General features: G+C 60.6%; 10 protein-coding genes. 6 read left to right on the plus strand and 4 right to left on the minus strand.

Annotation, left to right across the window (positions count from 1 at the left end):
- Positions 1–4: 4 nt before the first annotated feature.
- Both fdnG and ACWGXF_RS12255 read right to left on the minus strand, forming a co-directional pair.
- Positions 5–3,070, minus strand: coding sequence for a formate dehydrogenase-N subunit alpha (fdnG, locus tag ACWGXF_RS12250; RefSeq protein WP_148301939.1), 3,066 nt, complete (start codon positions 3,068–3,070; stop codon positions 5–7).
- Positions 3,071–3,303: 233 nt separating this feature from the next.
- Entirely contained in the window at positions 3,304–4,479 is a 1,176-nt protein-coding gene (locus tag ACWGXF_RS12255) for an AI-2E family transporter (RefSeq protein ID WP_256630386.1), read from the minus strand.
- Between the two features lie 220 nt (positions 4,480–4,699).
- Here ACWGXF_RS12255 and ACWGXF_RS12260 point away from each other — a divergent pair, with 220 nt between their 5' ends.
- The 5 genes from ACWGXF_RS12260 to ACWGXF_RS12280 all read left to right on the plus strand — a co-directional run bounded on the left by ACWGXF_RS12260 (position 4,700) and on the right by ACWGXF_RS12280 (position 12,471).
- On the plus strand, positions 4,700–7,579 hold the full coding sequence (locus tag ACWGXF_RS12260; protein ID WP_012838210.1) for a 2-oxoglutarate dehydrogenase E1 component: 2,880 nt from the start codon (positions 4,700–4,702) through the stop codon (positions 7,577–7,579).
- A gap of 63 nt (positions 7,580–7,642) precedes the next feature.
- Positions 7,643–8,884, plus strand: a complete 1,242-nt coding sequence (odhB, locus tag ACWGXF_RS12265; protein WP_034352343.1) for a 2-oxoglutarate dehydrogenase complex dihydrolipoyllysine-residue succinyltransferase — start codon at positions 7,643–7,645, stop codon at positions 8,882–8,884.
- 81 nt (positions 8,885–8,965) lie between these two features.
- Positions 8,966–10,393, plus strand: coding sequence for a dihydrolipoyl dehydrogenase (gene lpdA / locus ACWGXF_RS12270; RefSeq protein WP_034352346.1), 1,428 nt, complete (start codon positions 8,966–8,968; stop codon positions 10,391–10,393).
- 151 nt (positions 10,394–10,544) lie between these two features.
- Complete coding sequence (gene zapE / locus ACWGXF_RS12275) at positions 10,545–11,642, plus strand: cell division protein ZapE (protein WP_054074148.1); 1,098 nt, start codon at positions 10,545–10,547, stop codon at positions 11,640–11,642.
- A gap of 67 nt (positions 11,643–11,709) precedes the next feature.
- Entirely contained in the window at positions 11,710–12,471 is a 762-nt protein-coding gene (locus ACWGXF_RS12280) for a hypothetical protein (RefSeq protein WP_202787365.1), read from the plus strand.
- 115 nt (positions 12,472–12,586) lie between these two features.
- Here the strand turns inward: ACWGXF_RS12280 and ACWGXF_RS12285 are convergent, their stop codons facing one another.
- Positions 12,587–13,360, minus strand: coding sequence for a PP2C family protein-serine/threonine phosphatase (locus ACWGXF_RS12285; protein ID WP_012838214.1), 774 nt, complete (start codon positions 13,358–13,360; stop codon positions 12,587–12,589).
- Between the two features lie 136 nt (positions 13,361–13,496).
- Between ACWGXF_RS12285 and ACWGXF_RS12290 the strand changes: the two genes are divergently transcribed.
- Entirely contained in the window at positions 13,497–15,575 is a 2,079-nt protein-coding gene (locus tag ACWGXF_RS12290) for an ATP-dependent DNA helicase (RefSeq protein WP_256630388.1), read from the plus strand.
- Between the two features lie 56 nt (positions 15,576–15,631).
- Here ACWGXF_RS12290 and ACWGXF_RS12295 read toward each other — a convergent pair whose 3' ends face one another.
- The gene (locus ACWGXF_RS12295) at positions 15,632–16,423 is read right to left on the minus strand and encodes an outer membrane protein assembly factor BamD (protein WP_003069900.1); all 792 of its coding nucleotides are present in this window, start codon (positions 16,421–16,423) and stop codon (positions 15,632–15,634) included.
- Positions 16,424–16,646: the final 223 nt, after the last annotated feature.

A 16,646-nucleotide genomic window follows, 5' to 3' on the forward strand; every position in this document is an offset into this window, starting at 1 on the left:
CTCCTTAGATCTTTTCCACCTTCACGAGGAAGGTCTTGGATTCAGGGGTCAAGCTGTTACCGTCACCCACGGAGGCTGTCAGGTTGTTCGCCAGATAGCCCTTGCGTCCCGTCGTGGAGAAGCCCCAGTGAATCGGCACGCCCACGTGATGGATGGTCTTGCCATCGATCTTCATTGGCTTGATGCGCTTGGTCACCACGGCCACGGCCTTCACGAAACCGCGCTTGGACGAAACCTTGACCTTCTGGCCGGTCTCTATGCCCAGTTCCTTGCCCAGTGCCTCGCCGATTTCCACGAACTGCTCGGGCTGAACGATGTTGTTCAGCTGAACATGCTTGGTCCAGTAATGGAAGTGCTCGGTCAGGCGGTAGGTCGTGCCTACATGCGGGTAGTCCTTGGGGTCGCCCTGCGTGTCCTTGGCAGTTGCCAGGATGCGCATCACGGGGCTGATGACGGCCTGCTTGTTGTTGGGGTACATGGGGTTGTAGCCCAGCGGGTTGTCAAACGCCTCGTAGTGCGTGGGGAACGGACCTTCTGCCATGCCCTTGCGGGCAAACAGACGGGCCACCCCTTCGGGGTTCATGATGAAGGGATTGATCACCTCGGGATCCAGGCCCACGGCCACGTCCGGCACGTCCGCTCCACCCCACTGCTTGCCGTTCCACTTGATCAGCACGCGTTCGGGGTTGAAGGGCTTGCCCTGGCGGTCGCAAGACGCGCGGTTGTAAAGCACGCGGCGATTCGCAGGCCAGGCCCAGGCCCAGTTCAGCGTGTTGCCTATGCCTGTCGGGTCGCTGTTGTCACGACGAGCCATCTGGTTGCCGGAAGAGGTCCAGCTACCAGCCCAGATCCAGCATCCACCCAGGGTGGTGCCGTCATCGCGCATTTCGCCAAAGCCCGCCAACTGCTCGCCGGCCTTGCGGATGAGCTTGGTGGGGTCCTTGGGATCGAACAGATCCACCAGCGCACGGCCGTTGTATTCCTTGGCCACTTCCTCGGAAGAGGGGTGGTCGGCTTCGGCGTAAGGCCAGTACAGGTTGGTGATGGGCTCGGAGAATTTGCCGCCTTCCTTCTGATAGAGAGCCTTCAGGCGCAGGTGCAGACCGGACATGATGGCAATGTCGGTCTTGGCCTCTCCTGGGGGCTCGGCAGCCTTCCAGTGCCACTGCAGCACGCGCGAGGAACTGACCACGGCACCGTCTTCTTCAGCGAAGCAAGTGGTTGGCAGGCGGAACACCTCGGTTTGAATCGAAGCCGAGTCCACGTCGTTGAATTCGCCGTGGTTCTTCCAGAATTCCGAAGTTTCCGTAACCAGCGGATCCATGATGACCAGGAACTTCAGCTTCTTGAGACCGTCGCGCACGCTGTTGCTGTTGGCCAGAGCCGCCAAGGGGTTGAAGCCTTGAGCGATATAGCCGTTGACCTTGCCCTGCGTCATCATCTCGAAGATCTGCAGCATGTCGTACTGCTTGTCCAACTTGGGCAGATAGTCGAACGCCCAGTTGTTTTCAGCAGTTGCCGCCGGGCCCCACCACGCCTTCATCAGGCTGACATGGAACTTGGGCGTGTTCGACCAGTAATTCATCTGGCCGGGACGCAGCAGCTTGGGCGTGCGAGTGGCGATGTACTGGTTGTAGTCCTGTTCGGCTTCGTTCGGCAGCGTCAGGTACCCGGGAAGCGAAGCAGACAGGATGCCCAGGTCCGTCAGGCCCTGGATGTTGGAGTGGCCGCGCAGCGCGTTCATGCCGCCGCCAGCGATACCGATATTGCCCAGCAGCAGCTGGATCATGGCACCGGTACGCAGAATCTGCGCACCCGTGGTGTGCTGGGTCCAGCCCAGTGCGTACAGGATGGTGGCAACACGGCCGGCTTCGGCGGTCGAAGCAAGCTTCTCGCACACGTGCAGGAATTTTTCCTTGGGTGTGCCGCAGATGGATTCCACCTTCTCGGGGGTATAGCCGGCGTAGTGCTTCTTGAGCCACTGATAGACGCAGCGAGGGTGTTCCAGAGTGGGATCCACCTTCACGAAGCCGTCTTCGCCCAGTTCGTAGTCCCACGACGCCTTGTCATAGGTACGCTTTTCAGGGTTGTAGCCGGAGAAAATACCTTCGTCGAACGCAAAGTCCTCGCGCACGATGAATGAGAAGTCCGTGTAGTTCTTCACATACTCGTGGTGGATCCTGTCGTTGGTCAGCAGGTAATTGATCACGCCGCCGAGGAAGACGATGTCCGAGCCGGAGCGGATCGGCGCATAGAAGTCAGCCACGGATGCCGAGCGGTTAAAGCGCGGATCGACCACCATGAAGTGAGCCTTGTTGTGCTCCTTCGCTTCGGTCACCCACTTGAAGCCGCAGGGGTGTGCTTCGGCGGCATTGCCGCCCATGATCAAAATAACGTCCGCGTTCTTGATGTCGACCCAATGGTTCGTCATCGCTCCACGGCCAAACGTCGGGGCAAGACCTGCCACCGTCGGGCCGTGTCAGACACGTGCTTGGTTATCGAGTGCAAGAAGGCCCCAGGAGCGGGCCACTTTGTGCGTGATGTAGCCGGCTTCGTTGCTGGAGGCCGAAGCGGCCAGCATGCCGGTGGTCAGCCAGCGGTTGACCTTCTGGCCTTTTTCGTTGGTTTCAACGAAATTGGCGTCGCGGTCTTCCTTGAGCAGCTTGGCGATGCGGTTCAGTGCCTCGTCCCAGGACATGCGCTTCCACTCGGACGAACCGGGGGCGCGGTATTCGGGGTACTTGAGGCGGCTGGGGCTGTGGACAAAGTCCAGCAGCGATGCACCCTTGGGACACAGCGTGCCGCGATTGACCGGATGATCCGGGTCGCCTTCCACGTGCATCACGGACAGACGGGAGTTTTTCCCGCCGTCGCCCAGGGAGTACATGAGGATGCCGCAGCCTACGGAGCAGTAGGTGCAGGTTTGACGGGTTACGGTGGTGGCTGACAGTTTGTACTGTCGCACCTCAGCAAGGGCGGCTGTGGGTGAGAAGCCCATCAGCGCCAAGCTTGAACCCGCCAGAGTCGAACCAGTCACTTTCATGAACTGGCGTCTGGAGAATTGGTCCATTGTGGGGTACCTTTTCGTATGAACGCTTATGTGAAAGCAAATTTTACGACCCCCCCCATTTTTGATAGCAGTTACAAACCCTTAATTCTTGAGTAACGTTGAGCGACTTTGAGTTTTATGTTTCGTTTTTGTTTTTCTTAATGACGGCGATAGTTTTCAACCTGCACCTCTAAACCTATCAACTTTCTGCTCGAAAAGCCATCGGCCAGCAGGCCGGGTTGAACAGGAAATCCCTAGTCTGTGTCGCTTTTGCGTGTTTCGGCAGGAGGGGGAGCGACGGTGGGGGCAGGGCTTTCTACAGGCTGTTGCGGATCGGTTGTTGTGCGCTTTTGCGCGATTTCCCGGTTCAGCAGCTTTTCCTCCTGCTCCTGCATGGTGGCAAACAACTCCCAGGCCGCCATGAACAGGGCGGCAATGGCGGGGCCGAGCACAAAGCCCGAAAGACCGAACAAGGCCATGCCCCCCAGGGTGGAGATCAGAACCACATAGTCGGGCATCTTGGTGTCCTTGCCGACCAGCAGGGGGCGCAACACGTTGTCCACCAGGCCGATGACCAGCACACCATAAGCGGCAAGGATCAGCCCCTTGGTGACGGCGCCCGTGGCCAGAAAGTAGATAGCCACCGGCCCCCAGACAAGGCCTGCCCCCACTGCTGGCAGCAGCGACAGAAAGGCCATGACTACTGCCCAGAGTACTGCGCCCTGAATGCCCAGAAGCCAGAAAATCAGCCCCCCCAGCGCGCCCTGGGCGGCTGCAACGGCCAGATTTCCCTTGACTGTGGCCCGGATGACGGTAATGAACTTGATGGCCAGTTCGCGCTTGTGTTCGGGCGCGAGCGGCGTGGCTGCCCAGATGCGTGCGACCAACTCCTTGCCGTCACGCAGCAGAAAAAAGATCAGATAGAGCATGACGCCAAAGCCCACCACAAAGCCCAGGGTGTTCTGACCCAGCCCCACAGCCTTGGTGGCGGCGAGCTTGCTGGCCTGCAGGGCGATGTTGGAGAGCTTGGTCTGGATTTCCTCCAGAGTGCCCAGGTGCAGTTTTTCCATCCATGGCGTCAGCCAGGAGGGAAGTGCATTGAAGACTTGCTCCACGTAGCTGCCGGCGGACAGGTTGCCGCTGCTGATTCGATCGTAGATGGCGGCAGTCTCCTTGATGAGCGAGAGGCCTATCAGAGACAGCGGCAAAATGACCATTACCAGACTAATTAGCAAGGTTGCCAACGCGGCCAGCGTGGGCTTGTTGGGCATGCGCATCAGCAGCTTGCGGTGCAGGGGGGCGAAGACGATGGCAAACACCACACCCCAGAAGATGGCTACGGCATATTCCTCTAGAACCAAGCCGAATCCTGCGGTCACTGCTATTAAAAGAAGAATGAATGCACGTTTGTGAAGCGGCAAAAGCGGCATGCGAGTCCTTGTTTATGGAGTTCCCGCAATGTAAGCGACTCCCAGGGGTGTAAACATCTTGTCTTTTATAAGACCAAGACTTTGAACAGTGGCACAATGGCTGCCGCAACTCAAGGCCCTTCCCCAGCCACAGTCGCATCCGCCAATCGGTACAGCCGTGTCGCGGGAGGTTCTACAAACCAGCTAATGCTTTCCGAAGGAAAGCGGAGGTCAGCGAGATATGAGCGATCAGTCAACGATCTATCAAGCCTATCAAGGCAACACCTATCTGTTCGGCGGCAATGCGCCCTATGTCGAAGAGATGTATGAGAACTACCTGGCCAACCCCGGCAGCGTTCCCGATTCCTGGCGTGAATACTTCGATGCCCTGCAGCATGTGCCTGCAGTCGACGGCACCGACAACAAGGACGTTCCCCACCTGCCCGTGATCAATGCTTTCGCAGAGCGCGCAAAGCAGGGCGGTACCAAGGTGGTGGTGGCTTCCGGCGCTGACTCCGAGCTGGGTCGCAAGCGCACGGCCGTGCAGCAGCTGATTGCAGCCTACCGCAACGTGGGTCAACGCTGGGCTGATCTGGATCCTCTGAAGCGCACCGAGCGCCCCGAAATTCCCGAGCTGGAGCCTTCCTTCTACGGCTTCACCGACGCCGACCAGGAAGTGGTGTTCAACACCAGCAACACTTTCTTCGGCAAGGAAACCATGACTTTGCGCGAGCTGATGAATGCTCTGCGCGAAACCTACTGCGGCACCCTGGGTGCCGAGTACATGTATGCCACCAATCAGAATCAGAAGCGCTGGTGGCAGCAACGCCTGGAATCGATCCGTTCCAAGCCTGTCTTCAACGCCGACGAGAAAAAGCGCATCCTGGAGCGCCTGACCGCTGCCGAAGGTCTGGAGCGTTATCTGCATACCAAGTATGTGGGCCAGAAGCGCTTCTCGCTGGAAGGTGGCGAGTCCTTCATCGCCGCCATGGACGAGCTGATCAACTCCGCCAGCGCCAAGGGCGTGCAGGAAGTCGTGATCGGCATGGCTCACCGTGGCCGTCTGAACGTGCTGGTCAATACCCTGGGCAAGGCGCCCAAGGATCTGTTTGCCGAGTTCGATCACACCGCTCCCGAAGATCTGCCTGCCGGTGACGTGAAGTATCACCAGGGCTTCAGCTCCGACGTGTCTGCCAAGGGCGGCCCCGTTCACCTGTCGCTGGCCTTCAACCCCTCGCACCTGGAAATCGTCAACCCCGTGGTGGAAGGTTCGGTGCGCTCGCGCATGGACCGTCGCGACGACCCCATGGGCAAGCAAGTGCTGCCCGTGCTGGTGCACGGTGACGCAGCCTTCGCCGGCCAGGGCGTGAACCAGGAAACCCTGGCACTGTCCGAAACCCGTGGCTACACCACCGGCGGTACGGTTCACATCATCATCAACAACCAGATCGGTTTCACGACCTCTGACCCTCGCGACCTGCGTTCCACGCTGTATTGCACCGACATCGTCAAGATGATCGAGTCGCCCGTGCTGCACGTGAATGGCGATGATCCCGAAGCCGTGTGCCTGGCCATGCAGCTGGCCCTGGAATTCCGTATGGAGTTCTCCAAGGACGTGGTGGTCGACATCATCTGCTTCCGCAAGCTGGGTCACAACGAGCAGGACACGCCTGCACTGACACAGCCTCTGATGTACAAGAAGATCGCTGCCCACCCCGGCACGCGCAAGCTGTACGCTGACAAGCTGGCGACCCAGGGCCTGGGCGACACGCTGGGCGACGACATGGTCAAGGCCTATCGCGCTGCCATGGACGAAGGCCGTCACACCCAGGACGTGGTGCTGACCAACTTCAAGAGCAAGTACGCTGTGGACTGGAGCCCCTTCGTGGGCAAGACCTGGACCGACGCCGGCGACACTGCCATCCCTCTGACCGAGTGGAAGCGTCTGGCCGAGAAGCTCACCACCCTGCCTGCCAGCGTGAACCCTCACGCTCTGGTCAAGAAGGTGTACGACGACCGCGCAGCCATGGGCCGCGGCGATGTGAACGTGGACTGGGGCATGGGTGAAACCATGGCCTTCGGCTCCCTGGTCGCTTCGGGCTATCCCGTGCGCCTGTCGGGTGAAGACTCGGGTCGCGGCACCTTCACGCACCGTCACGCTGTGATTCACGATCAAAAGCGCGAAAAGTGGGACGAAGGCACCTACATCCCGCTGCAGAGCGTGGCCGAGAATCAGGCTCCGTTCGTCGTGATCGACTCCATCCTGTCCGAAGAGGCGGTGCTGGGCTTTGAATACGGCTATGCATCGAACGATCCCAACACCCTGGTGGTGTGGGAAGCCCAGTTCGGCGACTTCGCCAACGGCGCCCAGGTGGTGATCGACCAGTTCATCGCATCGGGTGAAGTGAAGTGGGGTCGTGTCAACGGCCTGACACTGATGCTGCCTCACGGCTATGAAGGCCAGGGCCCCGAGCACAGCTCGGCGCGTCTGGAGCGCTTCATGCAGCTGGCTGCCGACACCAATATGCAGATCGTGCAGCCCACAACGGCCAGCCAGATCTTCCACGTGCTGCGTCGCCAGATGGTTCGTGGCCTGCGCAAGCCGCTGGTCATCATGACTCCCAAGTCGCTGCTGCGTAACAAGGACGCCACGTCGCCCCTGTCCGAATTCACCTCTGGTGGTTTCCAGACCGTGATCCCCGAGCAGGACGAAACCATCGTCAAGAACGCTGCCAAGGTCAAGCGCATCATCGCCTGCTCGGGCAAGGTGTACTACGATCTGGTCAAGAAGCGTGCCGAGAAGGAATCCAAGGACGTCGCCATCATCCGCGTCGAGCAGCTGTATCCCTTCCCCCACAAGGCGTTCGCCGCCGAAGTGAAGAAGTACGCCAACGCTACTGACATCGTGTGGTGCCAGGATGAGCCTCAGAACCAGGGTGCCTGGTTCTTCATCCAGCACAACATCCACGAGAACATGCGTGAAGGCCAGAAGCTGGGCTACTCCGGTCGCGCTGCGTCCGCTTCGCCCGCAGTTGGCTACGCACATCTGCACCAAGAGCAACAAAAGGCACTGGTGGAAGGCGCATTCGCCAAGCTCAAGGGCTTTGTCCTGACCAAGTAATACAGGCGACACCCCCTGTCCGAGGACAGGGGGCACAAGAAACATCTTTGGAAAGAATTCAAAATGGCAATCGTTGAAGTTAAAGTCCCCCAGCTGTCCGAATCCATCACTGAAGCCACCATGCTGACCTGGAAGAAAAAGGTCGGCGAGGCCGTGGCCGTCGATGAAATCCTCATCGAAATCGAAACCGACAAGGTCGTGCTGGAAGTGCCCGCTCCTTCGGCTGGCGTGATCACCGAAATCCTGCAAGGCGACGGCGCAACCGTGGCTGCCGAGCAAGTGATCGCCAAGATCGACTCCGAAGCCGTCGCAGGCGCCGCTGCTCCTGCTGCCGCCCCCGCTGCTGCTGCGACTCCTGCTGCTGCCCCCGTGGCCGCCGCTCCTGCCGGCGCCGACAAGAGCGGCGTGGCCATGCCTGCTGCTGCCAAGATCCTGGCCGACAACAACCTGTCCGCTGCCAACGTGGCCGGCACAGGCAAGGACGGCCGCGTGACCAAGGGTGACGCTCTGGGTGCGATCAAGGCTGGCGCAGCCATCCCCACCGGCGCTCCCAAGGCGGCTCTGCCTCAGGTGGCAGCTCCCGTGACCAAGGAAAACCTGGGCGACCGTCCCGAGCAGCGCGTGCCCATGACACGTCTGCGCGCCCGTATTGCCGAGCGTCTGCTGCAATCCCAGGCTACCAACGCCATCCTGACCACGTTCAACGAAGTGAACATGGCTCCCGTGATGGAACTGCGCAAGAAGTTCCAGGACCAGTTCACCAAGGAACATGGCGTGAAGCTGGGCTTCATGTCCTTCTTCGTCAAGGCTGCAGTGCATGCCCTGAAGAAGTTCCCCGCAGTCAATGCCTCCATCGATGGCAACGACATCGTCTACCACGGCTACTTCGACATCGGTATCGCCGTGAGCTCGCCTCGCGGCCTGGTGGTGCCCATCCTGCGCAATGCCGACCAGATGAGCTTTGCCGACATCGAAAAGAAGATTGTCGAATTCGGTCAGAAGGCCAAGGAAGGCAAGCTGGGCATTGAAGAAATGACCGGCGGCACCTTCTCCATCTCCAATGGCGGTACCTTCGGCTCGATGATGTCCACCCCCATCATCAACCCCCCTCAGTCCGCCATTCTGGGCGTGCACGCCACCAAGGATCGCGCCGTGGTCGAGAACGGTCAGATCGTGATCCGTCCCATGAACTACCTGGCCATGTCCTATGACCACCGCATCATCGACGGCCGCGAAGCCGTGCTGAGCCTGGTGGCCATGAAGGACGCACTGGAAGATCCTTCTCGCCTCCTGTTTGATCTGTAATTCAGCAGATCGAGCTTCTACAAAGCCCACCACCAAAAGCGGTGGGCTTTTTTCGAGTTAAACAGAGAAAAGATTCAAATCATGAGCAAGCAATTTGACGTCGTCGTGATCGGCGCAGGCCCCGGCGGCTACATCGCTGCCATCCGCGCTGCACAACTGGGTTTCAACGTCGCCTGTATCGACGAGTGGAAGAACGCCGCTGGCGGCGCTGCTCCCGGCGGCACCTGCACCAACGTGGGCTGCATTCCCTCCAAGGCGCTGCTGCAGTCTTCCGAGCATTTCGAGCATGCCAAGCTGCACTTTGCTGATCACGGCATCTCCACCGGCAAGGTCGAGATGGACGTGGCCAAAATGATCGCCCGCAAGGAAGCGATCGTGAAGCAGAACAACGACGGCATCCTGTACCTGTTCAAGAAGAACAAGGTTACTTTCTTCCACGGCCGCGGCTCCTTCGTCAAGGCTGTCGAAGGCGGCTATGAAATCAAGGTTGCCGGCAAGGAAGAGGAAGTCATCACCGGCAAGCAGATCGTGGTGGCCACTGGCTCCAACGCCCGTGCCCTGCCCGGCGTGGCTTTCGACGAAGAGAACATCCTGTCCAACGACGGCGCTCTGAGCCTGGGCAAGGCTCCCAAGAAGCTGGGCCTGATCGGTGCCGGTGTGATCGGTCTGGAAATGGGCTCGGTCTGGCGCCGTCTGGGTACGGAAGTGACCGTGCTCGAAGGCATGGACAAGTTCCTGCCCGTGGTCGACGAGCAGATCGCCAAGGAAGCCAAGAAGGCTTTCGACAAGCAAGGTCTGAAGATCGAGCTGGGCGTGAAGATCGGTGAAGTCAAGTCCGGCAAGAAGGGCGTGACCGTTGCCTACACCAACGCCAAGGGCGAAGCCCAGACCCTGGAAGTGGACAAGCTGATCGTGTCGATCGGCCGTACCGCCAACACCATCGGCCTGAACGCAGAAGCCGTGGGCCTGGCTCTGGACGAGCGCGGCGCCATCGTGGTGGACGATCTGTGCAAGACCAATCTGCCTGGCGTGTGGGCTGTGGGCGACGTGGTGCGTGGCCCCATGCTGGCGCACAAGGCCGAGGAAGAAGCCGTGGCCGTGGCCGAGCGCATTGCCGGCCAGCACGGCCATGTGAACTTCGCCACTCTGCCTTCGGTGATCTACACCAGCCCCGAAGTGGCATGGGTGGGTCGTACCGAGCAGCAGCTCAAGGCTGAAGGCGTCAAGTACAAGGCTGGCTCCTTCCCCTTCCTGGCCAACGGCCGCGCGCGTGCACTGGGCGACACGACCGGCATGGTCAAGTTCCTGGCCGACGCCGAGACTGACGAAATCCTGGGCGTGCACATGGTGGGTCCCATGGTGTCCGAGCTGATTTCCGAAGCCGTGGTGGCCATGGAGTTCAAGGCATCGAGCGAAGACATCGCCCGTATCTGCCACGCTCACCCCTCGCTGTCCGAATCCACCAAGGAAGCGGCTCTGGCTGTGGACAAGCGTACCCTGAACTTCTAAGTTTTTTCAGTCTTGCGCGCAGGTTTTGACATGGCTGTGAAGTGCCCGCGCGCAGGCTGAGTTTCTTTTAGAATTCAGAACAAAATGGCTGCTAACGCTTAGTGCATAAGCGGTAGCAGCTATTGTTTTTTGAGCATCTGGAGACAAGACGGTGAATGTAAGACAAGCCTACGAGGCGGAACTGGCCGCCAAGGGTTTCAAAAGCGATCCCGCGCAGTTGCGTGCAGTCGATGCGTTGCAGCGCTGTGCCGACGAGTGGGCCGTGTACAAGGGCAAGCGCTCCAATGCTCTCAAGAAACTGATCAATCACCCCGATCTGCCCAAGGGCGTCTATATGTACGGCGGGGTGGGGCGCGGCAAGAGCTTTCTGATGGAATGCTTCTTCAATGCCGTGCCCCTCAAGCGCAAGGTGCGACTGCACTTTCACGAATTCATGCGCGAGGTGCACCGCGAGATGCATCTCATGCAAGGCACGCAGAATCCGCTCGATGCCCTTGGCGCCAAGATCGCCAAGAAGTACAAGCTGATCTGTTTTGACGAGTTTCATGTCGCCGACATCACCGATGCCATGATTCTCTACAAGCTGCTCGAGTCGCTGTTTGCCAACGGCGTGGGCTTTGTGACGACCTCCAACTTCGAGCCTGACGGTCTCTATCCTGGTGGTTTGCACCGCGACCGGATCCTGCCTGCGATTGCCCTGCTCAAAGAGCGCATGGAAGTGGTGAATGTGGATAACGGCACCGACTATCGCCGCCGCACTCTCGAAGACGCCAAGCTCTATCATTGCCCGTTGGGCCCGGACGCCGATGCTGCGATGCAGGAGACCTTCGATCGCCTGGCCGAAGTCCATGACGAAGAGCCGGTGATGCAGATCGAAACCCGCAAGATTGCAGCCAAGCGCCGTGCCGGCGGCGTCGTGTGGTTTGACTTCCGCGAACTCTGCGGCGGCCCGCGCTCGCAAAATGACTATCTGGAAATTGCCACGCAGTTTCACACCATCTTGCTGTCCGATGTGCCCGAGCTGCATGTGAACATGGCTTCGGCCGCACGGCGCTTTACGCTGCTGGTGGACGTGCTCTACGATCGCCATGTCAAGCTCATTCTGTCGGCTGCCGTGCCGCCCGAGAAGATCTATACCGAAGGTCCTCTGTCCCACGAGTTCCCGCGCACCGTCTCGCGCCTGAATGAGATGCGCTCCAAGGAATATCTGGCGCTTGAGCGCCGCGTGGTGGACACCAGCTTGACCTGATCGCCTGCGGGCAACTGCCTGCGGCCTTAAGATGCCAGCCTGTACTTCGAGTTCTGAGTTGATGACGATGCCCACTATCCTTGCCCAGCCGATCCGCCACCGCATTGCAGGCTTTGCACTGGCGCCCCTGGCCGCCATCTGGCTGGCTTGTGTGCCGGCCATGGCCCAGGTAAAGGTGGATTCGGCGCAGCAGACCGACAAGCAGGCGCAGAAGGAAGTTGCCGACAAGGCGCGCCAGCAATTGCACCAGCAGCGCGAAGCCGAGCGCGACGAGATTCTCGGCAAGCGCGCCGTTATCGAGCAGCAGCGGGTGGCTGATGAAAAGCTCTGCTACCAGAAATTTGCCGTGGAGGGCTGTCTGGCCGATGCCCGCAGGGCGGCACGTGAAAAAGATGCGCCGCTGCGTGCGCGTGAGCTGGAAATCAACGACGCGGAGCGCAAGGAAAAGGCGGCAGCCAAGCTGCAGGCCATTGAAGAGAAAAAAGCCGAAAACGCTGCCGTTCCCATGAAGTCTCAGCAACGTGAGAAGAATGGCAAGAGCCAGCCCCTGCCCACCGGCCCGGGTGCCAAACCTGCGGTTGACGAGCAGGCGGCGCAGGCACAGCGCCAGACCGAGGCTCAGCAGCGTGCCAGCAAGCAGGCCGACTATGTGCGCCGCCACGAGCAAAACCGTGCACAAGCCGATCAGGGGCGAGCCGAGCGTGAAGCCAAGGCCCGGGCAGATCATGAGGCCAAGCTAAAGGCTGCAGCCGAACACAAAGCCAGGGCTTTGCAGCAGGCCAAGGAGCGCGGTCAGACGGCGGCGCCGCTGCCAGCACCTGCTCCCTGATACATTGAGGATAGACATTGCTTTACAGCAGGGTGCTACCGAAAGCATTGCTGCAAGCGCCCGTTTCCAAGGCGCTCAAGCAGTCTTGTCTGGATTGTCTGGACTGAATAGCTCTTCAAGCGTTTGCCGCTGCGGCTGAGGTGTCCAGCTTGAGTATTGCCAGCGAGAGGTTGTCACCACCCCCGGCCGCGCGCCGCCTGGCTTTTTCAATCAGAAATTGCGAGGCTTCGCGTGGCGAGAGTCCGTCGAGCACAGTGCCCAGCTCCTGTGCGGTGAAGTAATGCCACAGGCCGTCCGAGCAGGCCATCAAGCTGTCGCCCGGCAGCAGTTTCTCAATCATGTGGTGGCTCATGGGCGGCGGCGGCTCGGCACCCAGGCAGCCCAGCAAGATATTGGACTGTGGGTGGTGCTGAGCCTCGGTTTCGGTGAGCTCGCCGCGGTCGACCAGTGCCTGTACATAGGAGTGATCAAGCGAACGATGCACGAGGGAAGAGCCGCGAAAATGGTAGAGCCGCGAATCGCCGGAGTGCATGAAGTGGCAGCGACTGTCGGGCAGGACCACAAAGACCGCGATGGTGCTGTGGGGCTCCTGTTCCGCTGCTATGGCGGTAAGGCGAATGACGGTGTGGGCATCCTGCACAATGGTGCGCAGCATGCGTGTGCAGTCTTCCTTGGCGGGCTCAAAGCGCTCGAAAACCTGGCGGGCCGTCAGCATGACCTGATCGGATGCCTTTCTCCCGCCGCTGCGCCCGCCCATGCCATCGGCTACCACGCCGAGAATGCAGCCCTTGGCATAGGGATGCGCCATGAGCAGAACCTGGTCCTGCTGGTATTCTCGGTCACCGCGATGAATGCCGGTGGCCGCCTGAATGCGGTAGCTGGATGACATGAGTGTGTGCGAATGCGCTCGCGGAGCGAGATTTAACGTTGCGTTACATTTTATCGGGCAGAGGCTGGGCCTCGGCGAATATTTGCGATCTTATGTGAGCTTGCGCTGACTTGGCTTGTTGGAAGGTGAAACGGTTTTGACTCATTTGCAGGAGGCGGTCGCGCAGGTGTTTGCACAGCAAGGTGCGCTCTCGCTGGCTGAGCCCGCATTCACGCCGCGCCCAGGCCAGACCCGCATGGCGCTGGCGGTGGCTCAGGCCATAGAGGAGGGCGGGGTGCTGGTGGTGGAGGCCGGCACGGGTGTTGGCAAGACCTACGCTTATCTGGTGCCTGCCTTGCTCAGCGGTCAGCGCGTGCTGGTGTCCACGGCCACCAAGGCGCTGCAGGACCAGTTGTTTGCCCGTGATCTTCCGCGCCTGGTTCATGGTCTGGGCCTGCCTCTGCGCATGGCCAGGCTCAAGGGGCGTTCTTCCTATCTATGTACGGAGCGGCTGGAGCGTGTGCGCCAGGGTCGCACGGCTCCCCAGGATCCGCAGGTGCTGCGCGCCGTGGCCGATGTGGAACGCTGGGCCAAGGTCACGCGTACCGGCGATCTTGCCGAGCTGACGGCGCTGGATGAGCGCTCCCCTGTGATGCCCTTGGTGAGCTCCACCAAGGACAATTGCATGGGGTCTGACTGCCCGCACTGGCAGGGCTGTCATGTCAATCAGGCGCGTCAGCAGGCGTTGGAGGCCGACGTGGTGGTGGTCAATCATCACCTGCTGTTTGCCGACCTCGATGTGCGCGACAGCGGCATGGCTCATCTTTTGCCCAACACCGGCGTGGTGGTGATCGATGAAGCCCATCGGCTCAACGACATCGGCGTGCAGTTTGCCGGAGAGGCTCTGTCCAGTCAGCAGTTGGTGGGGTATGCACGCGATGCCCTCAGGCTGACGCAGGAACATGCACGCGGCATGGCCGACTGGCTGGTGCTCTGTGCCACGCTGGAGCAGGCCATGCGTGAGTTGCGCCTGCAGGCCGGCAAGCCTCCGGTCGGAGGACGGCTTGCGTGGCAAGCGGTGACCCCGCAGGGTCTGGATGCGGTGAAATGGCGTGCGGCACTGGTGCGGCTGGGGCAGAGCCTGCGTGCCTTGTTGATTCCGCTCTCAAGCCTGGAGGGGGCAGGGGCAGAGCTGCAGCGTCTGTATGAGCGCGGAGCAGAGTTGCTCGCGCGACTGGCACGCTTTGCTGCTCCTGCAGATGATGAATGCGTGCGCTGGCTGGAGGTCGGGGCGCAGTATCTGCGCATGCTGGAGTCTCCGCTGTCGATTGCCCGCATCATGCAGCAGAGGCTGCTTCAGCGCTCGCTGGAGGATGCCGGCACGGACAAGGGCGAGGAGCCCGATTCTTCAAGGAAGAAGGCCTGGATCTTCACCTCGGCCACGTTGGGCAATGACGCCCAGCTGAGCTGGTTTGTCGAGTCCTGCGGCCTGCGCGGAGCACAGGTGCTGCAGGTGGAAAGCCCGTTTGACTACCATCGGCAAGCCGGTGTCTATGTGCCCCAGCCCTTTGCTGCGGCCGGCAGCGCACAGCACAGCCAGCAGGTCGCCCAGCTGGTGCTGGATGCAGCGCAGCGCATAGGCGGCCGCACCCTGGTGCTGACTACCACCCTCAAGGCCCTGCACGCGATCAGCGCATCGCTGCGCACCAGCCTGGGCCTGTTTGCTGATCTCGATGTGCTGGTACAGGGCGAGGCGCCCAAGCTGGCCTTGATTCAGCGCTTTATGGCCGCCGGAGCAGTCGCCGGACGAGGAGCTGTTCTGGTGGCTTCCGCCACTTTCTGGGAGGGGGTGGACCTGCCCGGCGACATGCTGCAGCTGGTGGTGATCGACAAGCTTCCGTTTCCGCCACCTGACGACCCGCTGGTCGAAGCCCGTTCGCGACTGCTGGAAAGCGTGGGGCGAGGAGCGTTTCATGATTACATGCTGCCCGAGGCGGCACTGGCCCTCAAGCAAGGGGCCGGGCGTCTGATCCGCAGTGAAGCCGATCGTGGCGTGCTGGTCATCTGCGACAGCCGCTTGATGACTATGGGCTATGGAGCGGATTTGATGTCGGCGCTGCCTCCCATGCGCGTGCTGGGCAGTCAGCCGGAGTTCGAGGCGGCGCTGGAGCAGTTGTCGGCGCAACATGCCGGGCGTGACGGCGAGCAGGCGCCGGTGCAGGATTCAGAGGTGTAGAAATGAAAAAGGATGCGCTTGACGCATCCTTTTGTCCCTTGGGCGGCAAACGCTGCTTACCAGAGCTTCCACCAGGATTCTTTTTTCTTCTCTACGCTTTGCTCGGTGTTGGCGCCATAGCTGCTCTCCAGCACGCGCTGCGCGTCGTCACGCAGCTGAGTCATGCCCAGGGCGTCATAGGATTTGACGAGGATCACCATGGCTTCGCGCACCGCAGGCACGTTCTGGTAGTCCTTGATGGCAGCCTGCGCACGGGCAATGGCCGCCACATAGGCGCCTCGGCTGTAGTAGTACTTGGCGACATGGACTTCGTACTGGGCCAGCGAGTTCACGATGTACTGCATGCGCTGGCGGGCATCATCGGAGTACTTGGAATCTGGAAAGCGGGTCACCAGTTCGCGGAAGGACTCGAAGGAGTCCTTGGCGGCTTTCTGGTCGCGTTCGGATAGATCCTGGCGGGTCAGCCAGCCGAACATGCCCAGGTTGTCATTGAAGTTGACCAGGCCCTTGAGGTAGAGGGCATAGTCCATGGCGGGGCTGGCAGGATGCAGCTTGGTGAAGCGGTCCAGCGTGGCCAGAGCCTGCACTTTTTCGCCGGCCTTGTACTGGGCGTAGGCTTTTTCCAGCTGAGCCTGCTGGGCCAGTGGCGTGCCGGCGGCACGGCCTTCGAGCTTTTCAAACAGCGGCACGGCCTTGTCATAGGCACCGGAGGAAGATTCATCGCGCGCTTCGGTATAGATGCGCTCGGGTGTCCACTTGGCCGTCGGGTCGTCCTTGGTGCTGGAGCATCCCGCCAGCGTGGCGGCGATTAACACGGCAGGGACTAGAGTCAGTGAAATACGCGGCATGGTGGACAGTTTTCTGACAATCATTAGCGGTAATAGGAGGCAGGCCCGTCGCATCTGGCGGCAAGGCGCAAAACCTACACCATACACCACCAGGCCCGGACCTTCCTGAAAAAGGATCGACGCATTGTAATGGGCCGCCGGATCGCGCTCGCGAGTTGCTGGCGTCTTTACGCTACGGCCGCAGCGAATCTAGAGGCATTGAGTCCGCAGGGACGAAGCGCTC

This window comes from Comamonas sp. HJ-2, from assembly GCF_053615495.1.